Origin of the sequence: Parafilimonas sp. (assembly GCF_051953455.1) — a bacterium.
GTDB lineage: Bacteria > Bacteroidota > Bacteroidia > Chitinophagales > Chitinophagaceae > Parafilimonas.
This window is the reverse complement of sequence record NZ_JBQCIT010000050.1, coordinates 45,184-60,516: the sequence shown is the minus strand read 5'-3', so window position 1 is coordinate 60,516 and position 15,333 is coordinate 45,184. Positions and strand designations below refer to the sequence as shown.

Below are 15,333 nucleotides of genomic sequence, written 5' to 3'. Positions count from 1 at the left end.
CAATAAGATTGGCAATCCGCCTTTCAAGTTTATTATGATATACTGAAGAGCCGCTCATTTCATAAAGGTTTGCGTTGATTAATTCATGTTTTAATTCACTGCTTTCTTCATAAAGAAAGTATTCTTCATCATTTGCAAATTTTTTATTTTCTTCAACCAGCTTCATAAAATCACTTTTATCAAATTTACAATAATTGCAGTAATGCAGCACTCTTCAACTTAATCAACTAATCAACTGTTCTTCCCTCGTTCCTCCTTCCACATTTGATTAAAAGTCTTTTGGCTGAAGTCAAGGTCAGCCCTGTGTTTTGTCCATGCTTTAAACATAGAATTCACCACTTTATTTTTAAGGTTGCCGTTTGCCATGTTCATCATGCCGCGGTTTAAACTCGCCACCTTCCACATTTTCCAGGCAACGCGTTCTGATACAGGGCTATCGCCTTCCACTACAGATTCATGCCTGTTTTCCAGCAATAATTCATGAATGTTTATACGCACGGGGCAAACTTCAGTGCAATTGCCGCACAGCGATGAAGCATAGCTCAAATGTTTCCATTCTTTTAAATTTTTTAGCTGAGGTGTAATCACACTGCCAATGGGGCCGCTGTAAGTTGTGCCATAGCTATGGCCTCCAATGTTTTTATAAACAGGGCAGGCATTTAAGCAGGCGCCACAGCGAATACAATATAATGCTTCACGGGCTTTATCATTGGCAAGTAAATTGGTCCTGCCATTATCAAGTAAGATTACATACATTTCTTCAGGGCCGTCAATCTCATTCTTTTGTCTTGGACCGGAAATGATAGTGTTATAAACGGTTAATTTCTGACCTGTTCCAAACGTTGCCAGCAAAGGCAAAAACAAGGCGAGATCGTTAATAGACGGTAACACTTTTTCAATGCCTGTGATTACTATATGCGTTTTAGGAAAAGCGCTGCTTAACCGGCCGTTACCCTCATTTTCAGTTACAGAAATAGATCCCGTATCTGCAATTATAAAGTTAGCACCTGTAATGCCAATTTCAGCTTCCACATATTTCCTCCTGAGTTTTTCGCGGGCAATTAATGTAAGCTGATGTGGCGATAAGCCATCCGGAACATTTAATTTTTCTGCAAATAATTTTGCAATGTCTTCTTTGCTTTTGTGCATTGCAGGCGTTACAATATGATAAGGCGGTTCATTGTCTAACTGCTGGATATATTCGCCTAAATCTGTTTCAATGCTTTCAATGCCCTGCTTTTCAAGAAATTTATTTAAATGAATTTCTTCAGTAACCATGCTCTTGCTCTTCACTACCGATTTGCAATTCTTTGCTTTACAAATTTTTCCAATTTCTTTCAGCGCATCTTCAGCCGTTTCTGCCCAGATAACCCTGGCGCCCCGTGCTGAAATATTTCTTTCAAATGTTTCCAGCATAACGTCAAGATGCTCAACAGCATTCCATTTTGTATTTTTTGCATGCTCACGGGCTGTCATTAAATTATTAAACTGCGTTTTGCCCTGCGGCACAACAGCATTGTATTTGCCGATATTGAAATTGATTTTTCTGCGATGATCAAGGTTTGATGCTTTTATAGTGCTTTTGGCAATAAATGTTGATGCTGTTTTCCTGCTCATAATTTTAACCTGTTGGCGTAAAATTAGTTATTAAATCTTAGCCTGGATTGGAACCGTTAATGAGAAGAAGATACAAGACGGTTTTTCAGATTACAGCAGATCAGTTATATTTTGCAACAGATGCAGATACAGGTCCTGCAGCTAAAATTCTTTAATGATTTTTATACATAAGTCAAACAAAATTTAAATTGTTATAAAAATGCAGCGTTGAAATTTTTCTTGCATAAACTTCTAACTGCGATATACTAACCTTTATTTTTGCGGCAACAATAAAAAAAATCTAATGGTTGATGTAATTCTTGGTTTGCAATGGGGCGACGAAGGCAAAGGAAAGATTGTTGATTATTTTGCACCCAACTATGATATAATTGCACGTTTTCAGGGTGGCCCAAATGCAGGGCACACTTTATATGTAGGCGATAAAAAAATAGTACTCCATCAAATACCTTCCGGCATATTTCATCAAAATACCACAAACATAATAGGCAATGGTGTGGTACTCGATCCGGTTACATTAAAAAAGGAATGTGAAGCGGTGGCTGCCTTTGGTATAGATGTAAAGAAAAATTTGTTCATATCACAACGTACAAATCTTATTGTTCCCACACACAGGGCTTTGGATAGAGCTTCTGAAATATCAAAAGGCGAAAGCAAAATTGGTTCTACGCTTAAGGGTATTGGTCCTTCCTATATGGACAAAACCGGCCGCAATGCTTTGCGTGTGGGCGATATAACGGATAAGTCGTTTATTACACAATACATTAAACTGCGTTTAAAACATCAGCGGCTGCTGGATAACTTTCACTTTGCTGAAGATATTTCTGTATGGGAAGAAGAATTTTTTGACGCGATTGAATTTCTGCGTACTTTAAATATTATAAACGGCGAATATTTCATTAATGATAAAATAAGCAGCGGCAAAAAGGTTTTAGCAGAAGGAGCGCAAGGTTCAATGCTTGATGTTGACTTTGGCACATTTCCTTTTGTAACTTCATCCAATACTATTTCAGCCGGTGTATGTACAGGTCTTGGTGTGGCGCCGCAGAAAATAAACAAAGTTTTTGGTGTTACAAAAGCCTACTGCACCAGGGTAGGCAGCGGGCCTTTTCCCACTGAATTGCATGATGAAACAGGAGAGGAGTTAAGAAAAATTGGCAATGAATTTGGGGCAACTACAGGCAGGCCGCGCCGTTGCGGCTGGATTGACCTCGTAGCATTAAAATATACCTGCATGCTTAACGGGGTAACGAATGTGGTAATGACGAAAGCAGATGTATTAGATTCATTTAAAGAGCTTAAAGTTTGCACAGAATATTTAATAAACGGTAATAAAAGTAAGGAAGTGCCGTTCCAGTTAACGCATGCAGATGTGAAGCCTGAATATAAAGCCTTTGAAGGATGGAGCTGCGATTCTACTTTGCTTAAAACAGGGGATAATTTACCGGAAGCTATGCAGCGTTATATTTCTTTTATCAATCAATATATTGGTTCGCCTGTAAGCCATGTGTCAAACGGCCCGCAGCGTGAACAGATAATAAAAATTAATGATTAATTTTTTTTGCTGATTAAAAAACTCGTTGAAATTTTACAACAGCTAATCCAAACTGTGTATGGCATCTAAATCTGACAAAACAAAGAAAACTACTCCGAAACCGTCCGGAGATAAAGCTGGTAAAACAAGTTCTTCCAAAGCAAAAAAACAAGTGGAAGAGGATGATGAACTGGATGAAGATTTTGAAGACGATGAAGAAGTACAACCTTCAAAAGCTGCAAAGTCTGGCCCCAAGACTAAAAAGCAATCCGAAGAGGATGACGACGATGATGATGGAGAAGATGAAGTGGATGATTGGGATAAACCTGAAGAGGAAGAAGAGTGGGATCCCGATTTCGATGAATTCGACATACCAAAATCAGGAGGTAAAAAATCATCTGGCGGCGGAAGTAAAAAGGGCGATGATGATGACGATGATTTTAAATTTGATGATGATTTAAAAGAGTTTGATCTTTTTAATGATTCAAACAGCTTTGACGATGATGACGACGACGATTTCTAAAATGTAATAGGTGAAAAGAACAACTGCATCTTTTCCTATTGATGATATTCTGTTGTTTAAAAAGCAAATGCTGAGCTGGGCAAACCGGTTTGGCATTTGTTGTTTTATGGACAGTCATTATTATGCTGACAAACATCATAAATATGATTGCCTGGTTGCTGTTGATGCTGTCAAAGTTTTTTCTCCTTCAGAAAATATTTTATCCCAACTTGATCATTTTTATAGTGAAAATGCAGACTGGATTTTCGGGCACCTGGGATATGATTTAAAGAATGAAATCGAGGATTTACAATCATCACATACAAATAATGCCGGCTTTGAAGATGTTTTCTTTTTTGTACCAGCAATAGTAGTAAGCCTTGATAAAAATATCGTTACGATTCATTCAGTTAAAGAACAACCAGGTTTAATAATTGAGGCGATTGGAAACGAAGTTTTAAATGATAACCGGTCTTCATCATCAAAACAAATACAACTGCAATCTTCTTTAACGAAAGAAGAATATATTGATATTATTAAAACGGTTCAGCGCCATATACTTCGTGGAGATTGTTATGAATTGAATTACTGCCAGGAATTTTTTGCAGCAGAGGTTTCAATAGAGCCTTTGCATACTTATTTAAAGCTTATAGAAATTTCTCCAACCCCATTTTCCTGTTTTTATAAGATTAACAATAAACATCTGTTATGTGCCAGCCCGGAGCGCTTTTTATCTAAAACCGGCAGCACTATTTTTTCGCAGCCGATAAAAGGCACTGCTCCAAGAAATGTAAACATTGCGCTGGATGCGCTTGAAAAAGAAAATTTGCAAGCTAACCAAAAGGAGCGCAGCGAGAATGTAATGATTGTTGATTTGGTGAGAAATGATCTTAGCAGGATTTGTAACGAGGGAACAGTTGTAGTTGATGAATTATTTGGCATCTATTCTTTTCCGCAGGTACATCAAATGATTTCTACTGTAAAAGGCGAATTAAGGGAGGATATAACATTTGCTGAAATTATTCGTGCAACCTTTCCCATGGGTTCAATGACGGGCGCTCCAAAACGGCGGGCCATGCAATTAATTGAGCAGTATGAAAAAACAAAGCGGCAATTGTTTTCAGGCAGTGTTGGCTATATATCACCCGAAAGAGATTTCGACTTTAATGTAGTAATACGAAGCATTTTTTATAATGCCCACAATAGGTTTTTGAATTACCTGGTCGGTGGCGCCATAACTTTTTATGCCGATGCGGAAAAAGAATATGAGGAATGTTTATTAAAAGCGAAAGCAATAATTGATACGCTTCGGTAATTATTTGCCCGCTACAACCGGTGTAGCCGCAGGCCTGGAACCATTCAATAACAGTTCAACACTTTGTTTAAGTATATCGCTCTTTTTAGATTGAAATAATTGAGCTTTATCAGCAGGAACGCGCATGGGATAAATATCACCTTTAGCAAGTACATTATCAATATCAGGGTTAAGCTGATTGAATAATGAAAGATCCATCATTAAGTTATTAGCAATAACAACGGAATTATATTTCCCGTAAATATTTACGGTTGAGCAGTTGGCGGCAATGTCTAAATAAGCATCCTTATTTTGCAAAGTTATGGCCTTATTGTCTGTTGCAATACCTCCGCTTCCCTCAAAAAAATAGCGCGTTGCAATAAACTTTTTTACATGATTGCGTGTTTCAAGTGGCAGGTAATATTGAATCTTCCAAAAATCTTTGCTATGTGCTTTTGCAATAGCACGGTTTACATTGCCTGCTCCTGTGTTGTAAGCAGCAATTACCAAAAGCCAATCACCATAGGTATTATACAAATCTTTTAAAATTTTGCAGGCGGCGTTGGTGCTTTTAACGTAATCGGCTCTTTCATCATAATAGCCTGTCCTTAATCCATGCTCTCTTGCTGTGGCATCCATAATTTGCCACGGTCCCACGGCGCCTGCCCAGGAAATAGCCGTACTGTTCAAGCTGCTTTCTATAACAGAAAGATATTTTAGCTGCAGCGGGATGCCATAAGAAGACAAAATCCGATCATATAAATTGAAATATGGCTTTCCCCAAACCTTCATCTTATTGAAGTAAGCTGTATGTTTTTTTATATAATTATCTGCAAAATATTTTGCCTCAGCATTCATTGATAAATCCATGGGGTTATTGCCAACCGCAGCATTTCCTAAAAGGCTTGTAAACATTTTAGAGCTGTCTGCAATAAATGCACCCTGGATTGGTCTAGAAATAGAATCGGTACCGGTACTATCTTTTGGGAATAATGTATTATTTGTGCGGGAAAACGAGGTGGTTGAAATATTCAAAAGACAGAATAAACAGGCTGCTTTTACTATAGAAAAAGTTTTCAAAAGGTATATATGCCTGAAAAACTGCTTCATAATTTTAAACATCAACCGGTTGGTTAGTTGTTTTGTTTATCTCTGTCAGATGTTCTGAAATAGCCAGCAAAGTTAACTCATTTAAATGAGATGCCATTACCTGCAGGCCAAAGGGCATACCATTGGAATGTCTAAATAGCGGGATTGATATGGAAGGAATACCGGTTAAATTAGCGAACACGGTATAGATATCTGCCAAAAACATAGCTATGGGGTCATTATTTTTTTCGCCTATTTTAAAAGCGGTAGTTGGTGAAACCGGCATTACTATGGCATCAACTTCAGTAAATATTTCCTTTACTTTTTTAAGTAAAATATTTCTAACTTTTTGAGCCTTTGTTATATATGCCTCATAATAACCTTCGCTTAAAACAAATGTGCCCAGCATAATGCGCCGTTGTACTTCCTTGCCAAAAAACCGGCTGCGGGTTAAATTTATCTGCTCGTTTAAATCTTTAGCCGGCTGTTGTGCTCCATATTTCAGACCATCATATCTCGCCAGATTACTTGAAGCTTCAGCGGTTGTTAAAATATAATAAGCAGGCACTATATAATCCAGCAGGTCAAATTCAATTTGGGAAACTTTAAAACCTTGTTCCTGTAAATGATTAATAAAATGCTTTTGGGTTGCAGCTATTTCAGGGTCAAGCCCGGTATGATTTAATGTTGCCGGGAAATAGCCGATTTTGAAATCTTTTTTTTCGTTCCACCGGTCGAACTTAAAAATATCTTCTGTGGCTGTGCTGTCAAAATCATCTTTTCCTGCAATCACTTCAAGCACGATACCAGCATCTTCCACGGAATTTGCGAAGATCCCAATCTGGTCAAATGAGGAAGCATAGGCAATAAGCCCAAAACGGGAAATGCGCCCATAAGAAGGTTTTAAACCTACAACGCCGCAGAAATCTGCAGGTTGACGAACCGAGCCGCCTGTATCGCTTCCTAAACTTACCATGCAAAGCTTAGCCTGAACAGCTACAGCCGAACCACCCGAAGAGCCGCCCGGCACCCTCGAATTATCTGCAGCATTCAATACATTGCCAAATGCTGAATTTTCGTTGCTGCTGCCCATGGCAAACTCATCGCAGTTTTGCCTGCCAATAATTATGGCATCTTCCTGCAATAATCTTTCAACAGCAGTTGCATTATAAACCGCCTGGAAATTTTTGAGTACGCGGGAGCCGGCGGAAAGTTTATGGCCTTTATAACTTATAACATCTTTAAGGCCCACAACTACGCCATGCAATTTGCCCAACGCATTTCCTCCTTTTCGTTTTGCATCGAGCAGGGCAGCACGTTCCCGTGCTTCTTCTTTATAAACTTCAAGAAAAGCATTAAGGTGCTTATTTTGTTCTATATTCTTTATATAATAAGAAACGGCATCAGCGCATGTTGCTTTGCCGTTTAATAATAAAGATTGATAGTCTTTGATAGAATGAAAGCTAAACAAAGGCTACAAATTTTTTAATGATATGGAAAGAAATTATGGCTGAGTTGTAGTAGAAGCTGTTTGTTGAACACCGTTTGCCGATGGTGTTGGCGGCTTATTGTCTTTTTCATTCAAGCCTTCTTCAAGTTCTTTTCTAACACTGTTTTTTGCATCGTTAAATTCACGAACGCCACGGCCCAAACCCTTCATAAATTCAGGTATTTTACGGCCACCGAAAAGCACCAGAACTACTACTGCTATCAGTAATATTTCCTGAAAACCAAGATTTCCCATTTGATAAAATTTAAAGTGAAAACAAATATAGTAACTAATATACGAGACCGCCTAAAGAACTGCTTGTAAAAAATAAAAAAGCGAAAAATTTTTAACATCTTTCGCTTTTCTCTTAGGTGGTATAGTGTGATAATTAAATTCTTTTTTCTTTGATCCTGGCGCTCTTGCCGCTGCGGTTACGCAGGTAGTACAACTTTGAACGGCGAACTTTACCTACTTTGTTCAGAACAATCGATTCAACATTAGGTGAGAAAAAAGGAAATGCTCTTTCAACTCCAATTCCATCAGATATTTTTCGCACTGTAAAAGTTGCCGTAGCACCAGTACCCTGAATTTTTACAACATCGCCGCGAAACCCTTGTACACGTTCTTTGCCACCCTCTACAATTTTATAATTAACTGTAACATTATCACCAGCCTTAAATTTCGGGTGTTGCTTTTTTGCCGTAAGCTGTTCATGTATAAATTGAGTTGCTGCGTTCATAACCAATAATTTTAAAAAGGTTTGCAAAGGTAACGGCATTTGCAGGAAATGCCAAATAATAAAAACCAATTCTTTATAAACATTAAGTATTGTTTATAATATTCAAGGTTACCGGGCTACATTAATGGCCCTTTTCTCCCTTATTACGGTTATTTTAATTTGTCCGGGATAAGTCATTTCGTTCTGAATTTTCTGGGCTATTTCAAAACTCAGTTTATCGCTGTCTGAATCTGTAATTTTCTCTGATTCAACAATAACCCTTAATTCCCGGCCTGCCTGAATTGCATAGGCCTTTTCTACGCCGCTATAACCCATAGCCAGTGTTTCGAGATCTTTAATGCGCTGAAGGTATTGTTGCATAATTTCCCTTCTTGCGCCCGGTCTTGCACCACTAATAGCATCGCAGCTTTGAACAATAGGTGAGATGATATACTGCATTTCCATTTCATCGTGGTGTGCCCCGATGGCATTTACAACGGCCGCATTTTCACCGTATTTTTCTGCAAGCTTGGCGCCGAGTAAAGCATGGCTTAATTCTGTTTCTTCATCAGGCACTTTCCCAATATCATGCAATAAACCGGCACGCTTTGCCAGTTTGGGACTTAATCCTAATTCCGCTGCCATGGTTGCGCATAAATTGGCCACTTCCCGGCTGTGCATTAATAAGTTTTGCCCATAGGAAGAACGGAAACGCATTTTTCCCACAATGCGAACCAGCTCTTTATGAAGGCCATGAATACCCAGTTCAATTACTGTCCTTTCGCCTATTTCCATTACCTGCTCTTCCAGTTGTTTGCGTGTTTTTTCAACAACTTCTTCAATGCGGGCGGGGTGAATTCTTCCATCAGCTACCAGTCGCTGAAGACTAAGACGTGCAATTTCGCGGCGCAACGGATCGAATGAAGAAAGTACAATAGCTTCAGGGGTGTCATCAACAATAAGATCAACACCTGTTGCAGCTTCTATAGTACGGATATTTCTGCCTTCACGGCCTATAATCTGGCCTTTGATTTCATCACTTTCCAGGTTGAAGATAGTAACCGTATTTTCAATGGTTTGTTCGGCTGCAGTTCGCTGAATAGATTGAATAATAATTTTTCGTGCTTCTTTATTTGCTTTTTGCCTTGCTTCTTCAATCACCTCCTGCTGAAGTTGAAGCGCCTGGGTTTGAGCCTCCTGTTTAAGACTTTCAATTAGTTGTGTCTTTGCTTCTTCTGCGGTAAGGCCGGCAATCTTTTCGAGTCTTTTAATATGTTCTTCCTGATGTTTTTCAAGCTGGGTTCTCTTCTGTGCAACAACTTCCAGCTGCCGGTTAAGATTTTCTTTAATTACTTCATTTTCCTTTATTTGTTTGTCAAGTAAGCCTTCCTTTTGATTAATACTGATTTCTTTTTGTTTTATCCGGTTTTCACTATCATTTATTTTACGGTTCCGTTCCAGAACCTCTTTATCGTATTCAGCTTTAAGTTGTACAAATTTCTCTTTTGCTTCGAGTATTTTTTCTTTCTTAATGGTTTCAGCCCTTAGCTGTGCTTCAGAGAGCATTTGCTGAGACTGTAAATCAGCCTCTTCTATTTTTTTGCGGGTATTTTTGGCAAATAAGATTTTTCCCAACCCAATTCCGGCAAGCAAAGCAATTATTCCTGTGATTATGATTGATATATCCATGAAAAATTAAATTGATAAAAAATTATTGTTATAACTGTTAAGCTGCGAAGTTAATTATCAACAGGCAGAATATTTAAAGTGATTTTGAGTCTCATTTTAGGACAAAGTTGTTTCAAATCGGGAATAATTAGAATTGAGTTATTTTATAACTTTCTGATATACAGTAAGTTGCTTGTTTGCAATAGCGTTGGCACTCAATTTGAAAAAAGACCAATACCCGTTTTTAATTCGTTCTTTAAGAAACCTTTAAAAGACTTACCGTTAAAACTAACAGTAAAGTTTTTAAAAGTTAGGGGCCGTAACCCAAACTGAATGTGTTTAATGTAGTACCTTCTCTGAAAACTGAAGAGAAAATTGAAAAATGTTTGCCTGTAAGGCGCAATGATTTTCGGGGCTTTTTCAGAATACGCTCTGTTCATTTTTGGACGGAGCTTTTTATTTATATAGCTTCCTCAATTAACTGTTGAAGTGCTTTTAATTTTCCTGAAATTTCCCTGGCATTTTCATTAGTAATTGCGCTTGAAGGTTGTTCGGTTGCCAGCCATATTAATACCATGGCGATATAATCCTGCATGTCTTTACCGGCAAAATTAGTTTTAAATTCTACCAATTTATTATTTACGAGTTTTATTGTTTTACGCAGATTTTCTTCATCAGCAGGCTTAATTTTGACACGGTAATTTCTATCGCCCACCAAAATATTTACAGGTATTAATTCTTCCATTATCTGGCATTAAGTAGTGCAAGACATTTTTCAATGTCTTTTAAATATGCATCAATCTTAAATTGCAAAGCTTCTTTTTGTTCTTCATCGTACAAACCATTAATATTTGCTGTAACAATCTTTTCTTCACTTGCATTAATTAAATGCTCCTTTTCTGAAACGGCTTTTCTCAACGCTTCATTTTCTTTTTTTAGACCCTCGTTTTCTTTTTTTAACCCGTTCAGTTTTTTTAATAACGTTTGTAAAGCAAAATGTAAATCTTTAACTGTGGCATGCAAATCTTCCATACAATAAAAATTAGGCCAAATTAGTGCCGGATTTCTGCATCAAATTCTTTTACCAGCTTTTCGGTAATTGCCTTCATAGCCAGCTCCACTTCAGCATCGGTAAGCGTTTTTTCTGCATTGATAAATCTAAAGTTAATGGCAAACGATTTCTTATCAGCGCCTAATTTTTCACCTTCATAAATATCAAACAGCTTAAAGCCTTCAAGATATTTCACCTTCATTCTCTCTAAAAACGATGCAATGCCGCCGTAAACAACATTTTTGCCGGTTACAAAAGCGAAGTCTCTTTCCACAACCGGAAACTGTGAAATTTCTTTATATAAAACCTGCTGTTTTATAGTTTCTTCTGCCAGGCCTTCTACATCAAACTCTGCAAAAACAACCGGCTGTTTAATACCAAATTTGTGTAAAAGCGAATTGGCTGCCAGCAAAATGCTGCCCAATTTAGTGTTGTTTTTTTGAAGTGTTTGAATGGTGCCTTCTGCCATGGCTTCGGGTTCTTCAAAAAATATATTTTTAATATTGATGCTTTCCAGCAGTGCTGCAGTAATACCCTTGGCTGTAAAAAAATCAGCTTCTGCATGTTGGTTTTTCCAACCCGGAGTTTGTTGCCTGCCTGTTATCCAAAAACAAAGTTTTTCTGTTTCTGTGTAACCATTTTCATCCTGCTTATAAACCTTACCAAGCTCAAAAAAACGAAGGTTAGTATTTTTTCTGTTGATATTATATGCAAGTACTTCCAGCCCTGTTTCAAGCATGGAAGGCCGCATAATATCAAGATCGGCGCTTAAATTATTAAGCAATTTAACAGCAGTATTTAACTGATCTTCCCTGTAATTTTTACTATTGGTAATAGAATTGGTAATAATTTCATTGAACCCCAAACCGGCAAATAATTGCGCCAGTTTTTCTTTCAAATTCTCCTTTAAACTGTTTTCATTTATAGCAGGCGTTATTGTAATTGTTGATGGAATTTCAATATTGTTCAAGCCGTCAATCCTTATAATTTCTTCTACAATATCGGCGGGCAAACTAATATCAGCTTTGCTTAATGGCACAGCCAGTTTTATAAAGCTGTCATTTTTTTCAAGTATATCAAATTCAAGCGCAGTTAAAATGTTTTTTACTGATTCCGGCGAATAAGTTTTGCCACTTAATTTTTTAAGGTAATCATATTTTAAAACAACAATTTTCTTTTCTGCCACTGTTGGATAAACATCAATCAGTTTCCCGCTTACTTCACCACCTGTCATTTCTTTTATCAATTCAACAGCGCGTAAAAGCGACTGTACTGTGCCTGAAATATCTACACCTTTTTCAAACCTGATGGCAGCTTCTGTTCTCAGGCCATGTTTTAATGAAGTTGCCCGTATAGAGGAAGGGCTGAACCATGCGCTTTCTAAAAATATGCTTTGTGTTTTTTCGGTAACACCGCTGCCTATGCCGCCAAAGACACCCGCGATACAAATAGGTTCATTGTTGTCGCAAATCATTAAATCCCCGCTGCCTAATTTCCTTTCCACTTCGTCCAGTGTTTTAAATAAAGTACCCTCGGCCAGATTTTTTACCACTACTTTTTTACTGCTTAAGGCATCAGCATCAAAAGCGTGTAAAGGCTGGCCCGTTTCATGCAAAATGAAATTGGTAATATCAACTATATTATTGATTGGACGCTGGCCTATTGCTTTTAAATAATGCTGCAGCCATGCGGGTGATGGCGCAACTTTTATATTTTTTATTGCTATACCTGAATACCTTTTGCAGTCATCTGTATTTTCAATTACAACAGTAAATTCACTGTTTTCGCTGCTGCTTTCCGTATTATTTGTAAATGGAAGCTTTGCCGTTACTATCGTATGATTATGGTAAGATAACCATGCACAAACATCTTTGGCAACACCAATATGGCTCATGGCATCCATGCGGTTTGGTGTTAAACCAATTTCATAAATCCAGTCAGTATAAACATCAAAGAGCTTTTCAACAGGTGTTCCGTTTTTCGTTTCTGCAGGTAAAATAAGAATGCCTTCATGATTGTTGCTTAAGCCTATTTCATCTTCAGCGCAAATCATTCCAAAGCTCTCAACACCTCTTATCTTAGCCACTTTCATTGTTACTGCATCTCCATTCAAAGGATATATGGTTGTGCCCACAGGCGCTACTATAACTTTTTGGCCGGTAGCTACATTTGGTGCGCCGCAAACTATTTGCAATGGCTCACCTTTATTTATATCAACTTTTGTTATTTTAAGTTTATCTGCATTTGGATGTGGTTCGCAACTTAAAACCTCACCTGTAACAAGTCCTTTTAATCCTCCTTTAAAATTTTCGTAAGGTTCAAGTGCTTCAACTTCAAGGCCAACAGAAGTTAAAATTTCAGATAATTTTTGCGGTTCAATTATTTCGGGTAAATATTTATTAAGCCAGTTATAAGATATCTTCATAAAAATCAATTAATGCAAAAATAGACTTTGAAATAAGAGAAGAAAGTGAAATTTTAAACTTAAGCAATACAGCTTTTTTTAAAACTAAGTATGTTTTTTATGAAAAAGTTTTTGCACCCGTAACTGTGAATATCAGCACAGAATTTTCTTAAAACTTTTTATTTCTGTGGAAGAACTATAATCTTATCGTGGATAACCACGTTATTTTGTTGGCAAACTGTGCAAACAAGTTTGATAAGTTTAATTGAACTAAAATTTTTTGGTGCCATGAATTAGGCCTTAATTCGTTGCCCCGTTACCGGTAATATACAGGTAACACCGGGGCAACAATTGCTTAACATAACGCGGCTACTTAAAACCGATTAAATTCTTTTCATATAAAATGGATATTGTTAACCAAAATAAAGACAGAAGAACAAGAAGAAAACCAGCAATAGATCTTAGCACTACCGTTTATGGAAAATTGCCGCCGCAGGCCCGCGAACTGGAAGAAGCGGTACTTGGTGCTATCATGCTTGAAAAAAGCGCTTTTGATACCGTTATTGAAATTCTGAAGCCGGAATGTTTTTATACGGATGTAAATCAACGCATATTTAAAGCTTTTCAAAGCCTGGCGCAACAAAGCATGCCGATAGATATGCTTACCGTTGTTGAACAACTAAAAACTTCGGAAGAGCTTGAGGCGGTAGGCGGCCCTTATTATATTACCAAACTTACCAATGCCGTGGTATCCACGGCTAATATTGAAGCGCATTCAAGAATTATTCTGCAGAAATTTATTCAGCGGGAACTGATTCGCATAAGCGGTGAAATAATCAGCGACGCGTATGAAGACAGTACCGATGTTTTTGATTTGCTGGATGACAGCGAAACAAAAATGTTCAGCATCACCAATAATTATCTTAAAAATAATTATGAAGATATTGGCAATGCCTTAGCCAAAACCATCAACCGCATTGATGAACTGCGCACCAAAACAGAAGATATATCCGGCGTTCCAAGTGGCTTTTCAAGCCTTGACCGTGTAACCTATGGTTGGCAACCAACTGATCTTATCATACTGGCGGCAAGGCCATCTGTGGGTAAAACAGCATTTGCTTTAAACCTTGCCCGCAATGCCGCTTTAAGTCCTGTTAAGCCTACGGCTGTTGGTGTGTTTTCGCTTGAAATGAGTTCTTCACAATTGGTACAGCGTATTTTGTCGGCGGAAAGTGAAATAGCGCTTGAAAAAATTGCACGCGGCAAACTGGAAGACTATGAATACCAGCAATTGCATACCAAGGGTATTAAACGTCTGGAGCAGGCTCCCATTTTTATTGATGATACGGCAGCTTTAAACATTTTTGAATTCAGGGCAAAAGCACGCCGCCTGGTAAATAAGCATAATGTTGGTATTATAATTATCGATTACCTGCAGTTAATGAGCGGCACTGCCGATCGCGGTTCAAACCGTGAACAGGAAATAAGCACTATTTCCCGTAACCTGAAAGCGCTTGCCAAGGAATTGAACATACCAATAATTGCATTAAGCCAGTTAAGCCGTGCCGTTGAAACGCGTAAGGAAAGCAAGATGCCTCAGTTGAGTGATTTGAGAGAATCCGGCGCTATTGAACAGGATGCTGATATGGTTATGTTTATTTACCGGCCGGAATATTATGAGAACTTTTCAAACGAGCATGGCGAAAGCACACGCGGTGAAACGCACATTAAAATAGCAAAGCACAGGAACGGCTCGCTTGAAACTATAAAACTCCGCGCCCTGCTGCACATACAAAGATTTGAAGAATGGGATGGCGACAGCGGCCCTGCTTTATCTTCAGGCGGTAATTGGAAGCCGCTTGGCCCGCAGCCTTCGCAAACAGGCGATGATAATAATGCACGCCTCTTTATACAAAAGGGCAGCCGCATGAACGATGATACGTTTGGTGAGGATGAAGACCCTTTTTAGC

The 15,333-nt window shown here is 38.1% G+C and carries 13 protein-coding genes; 4 read left to right on the top strand and 9 right to left on the bottom strand.

The annotated features are described in order from the left end of the window. Positions 1-231: 231 nt before the first annotated feature. A complete protein-coding gene (locus tag ACTHN6_RS17920; protein ID WP_440437147.1) occupies positions 232-1,617 on the bottom strand; it encodes a LutB/LldF family L-lactate oxidation iron-sulfur protein in 1,386 nt (461 codons plus the stop codon). Between the two features lie 283 nt (positions 1,618-1,900). Between ACTHN6_RS17920 and ACTHN6_RS17915 the strand changes: the two genes are divergently transcribed. Genes ACTHN6_RS17915 through ACTHN6_RS17905 form a run of 3 tightly spaced genes read left to right on the top strand, consistent with a single transcriptional unit; the run spans position 1,901 to position 4,965 of the window. Then, positions 1,901-3,169 (top strand): adenylosuccinate synthase, encoded by a 1,269-nt coding sequence (locus ACTHN6_RS17915; RefSeq protein WP_440437146.1) that lies wholly within the window; start codon positions 1,901-1,903, stop codon positions 3,167-3,169. A gap of 58 nt (positions 3,170-3,227) precedes the next feature. Further along, positions 3,228-3,671, top strand: a complete 444-nt coding sequence (locus tag ACTHN6_RS17910; RefSeq protein WP_440437145.1) for a hypothetical protein — start codon at positions 3,228-3,230, stop codon at positions 3,669-3,671. 10 nt (positions 3,672-3,681) lie between these two features. Beyond that, the gene (locus ACTHN6_RS17905; RefSeq protein WP_440437144.1) at positions 3,682-4,965 is read left to right on the top strand and encodes an anthranilate synthase component I family protein; all 1,284 of its coding nucleotides are present in this window, start codon (positions 3,682-3,684) and stop codon (positions 4,963-4,965) included. On the opposite strand, the gene ACTHN6_RS17900 is transcribed toward ACTHN6_RS17905, so the two are convergent. From ACTHN6_RS17900 to pheT, 8 genes are all read right to left on the bottom strand, one after another. After that, positions 4,966-6,054, bottom strand: a complete 1,089-nt coding sequence (locus tag ACTHN6_RS17900; RefSeq protein ID WP_440437143.1) for a lytic transglycosylase domain-containing protein — start codon at positions 6,052-6,054, stop codon at positions 4,966-4,968. It lies immediately after the preceding gene. A 4-nt stretch (positions 6,055-6,058) separates the two neighbouring features. Continuing rightward, positions 6,059-7,504 carry an Asp-tRNA(Asn)/Glu-tRNA(Gln) amidotransferase subunit GatA gene (gene gatA / locus ACTHN6_RS17895; protein WP_440437142.1) on the bottom strand — a complete coding sequence of 482 codons (1,446 nt, stop codon included), beginning with the start codon at positions 7,502-7,504 and terminating at the stop codon, positions 6,059-6,061. A 33-nt stretch (positions 7,505-7,537) separates the two neighbouring features. Next, positions 7,538-7,777, bottom strand: a complete 240-nt coding sequence (locus ACTHN6_RS17890) for a Sec-independent protein translocase subunit TatA/TatB (RefSeq protein WP_440437141.1) — start codon at positions 7,775-7,777, stop codon at positions 7,538-7,540. Between the two features lie 133 nt (positions 7,778-7,910). Next, complete coding sequence (gene rplS / locus ACTHN6_RS17885; RefSeq protein ID WP_440437140.1) at positions 7,911-8,261, bottom strand: 50S ribosomal protein L19; 351 nt, start codon at positions 8,259-8,261, stop codon at positions 7,911-7,913. 108 nt (positions 8,262-8,369) lie between these two features. Then, positions 8,370-9,929, bottom strand: a complete 1,560-nt coding sequence (gene rny / locus ACTHN6_RS17880) for a ribonuclease Y (protein WP_440437139.1) — start codon at positions 9,927-9,929, stop codon at positions 8,370-8,372. Between the two features lie 439 nt (positions 9,930-10,368). Beyond that, entirely contained in the window at positions 10,369-10,653 is a 285-nt protein-coding gene (locus tag ACTHN6_RS17875; RefSeq protein WP_440437138.1) for a cell division protein ZapA, read from the bottom strand. Then, on the bottom strand, positions 10,653-10,940 hold the full coding sequence (locus ACTHN6_RS17870; protein ID WP_440437137.1) for a hypothetical protein: 288 nt from the start codon (positions 10,938-10,940) through the stop codon (positions 10,653-10,655). Before ACTHN6_RS17870 ends, ACTHN6_RS17875 begins: the two co-directional genes overlap by 1 nt. Before the next feature lie 20 nt (positions 10,941-10,960). Beyond that, complete coding sequence (pheT, locus tag ACTHN6_RS17865; protein ID WP_440437136.1) at positions 10,961-13,384, bottom strand: phenylalanine--tRNA ligase subunit beta; 2,424 nt, start codon at positions 13,382-13,384, stop codon at positions 10,961-10,963. A gap of 382 nt (positions 13,385-13,766) precedes the next feature. Here pheT and dnaB point away from each other — a divergent pair, with 382 nt between their 5' ends. Further along, positions 13,767-15,332: a replicative DNA helicase gene (gene dnaB / locus ACTHN6_RS17860; RefSeq protein WP_440437135.1), complete on the top strand. Its 1,566-nt coding sequence runs from the start codon at positions 13,767-13,769 to the stop codon at positions 15,330-15,332. Position 15,333 lies beyond the last annotated feature (1 nt).

Bases quoted from the DNA above. Each gene is read 5' to 3' on its own strand.
- ACTHN6_RS17870 (WP_440437137.1), bottom strand. From the start codon at position 10,940: ATGGAAGATTTGCATGCCACAGTTAAAGATTTACATTTTGCTTTACAA.
- pheT (WP_440437136.1), bottom strand. From the start codon at position 13,384: ATGAAGATATCTTATAACTGGCTTAATAAATATTTACCCGAAATAATT.
- ACTHN6_RS17915 (WP_440437146.1), top strand. From the start codon at position 1,901: ATGGTTGATGTAATTCTTGGTTTGCAATGGGGCGACGAAGGCAAAGGA.
- dnaB (WP_440437135.1), top strand. From the start codon at position 13,767: ATGGATATTGTTAACCAAAATAAAGACAGAAGAACAAGAAGAAAACCA.
- ACTHN6_RS17910 (WP_440437145.1), top strand. From the start codon at position 3,228: ATGGCATCTAAATCTGACAAAACAAAGAAAACTACTCCGAAACCGTCC.
- ACTHN6_RS17900 (WP_440437143.1), bottom strand. From the start codon at position 6,054: ATGAAGCAGTTTTTCAGGCATATATACCTTTTGAAAACTTTTTCTATA.
- rny (WP_440437139.1), bottom strand. From the start codon at position 9,929: ATGGATATATCAATCATAATCACAGGAATAATTGCTTTGCTTGCCGGA.
- ACTHN6_RS17920 (WP_440437147.1), bottom strand. From the start codon at position 1,617: ATGAGCAGGAAAACAGCATCAACATTTATTGCCAAAAGCACTATAAAA.
- ACTHN6_RS17890 (WP_440437141.1), bottom strand. From the start codon at position 7,777: ATGGGAAATCTTGGTTTTCAGGAAATATTACTGATAGCAGTAGTAGTT.
- rplS (WP_440437140.1), bottom strand. From the start codon at position 8,261: ATGAACGCAGCAACTCAATTTATACATGAACAGCTTACGGCAAAAAAG.
- ACTHN6_RS17875 (WP_440437138.1), bottom strand. From the start codon at position 10,653: ATGGAAGAATTAATACCTGTAAATATTTTGGTGGGCGATAGAAATTAC.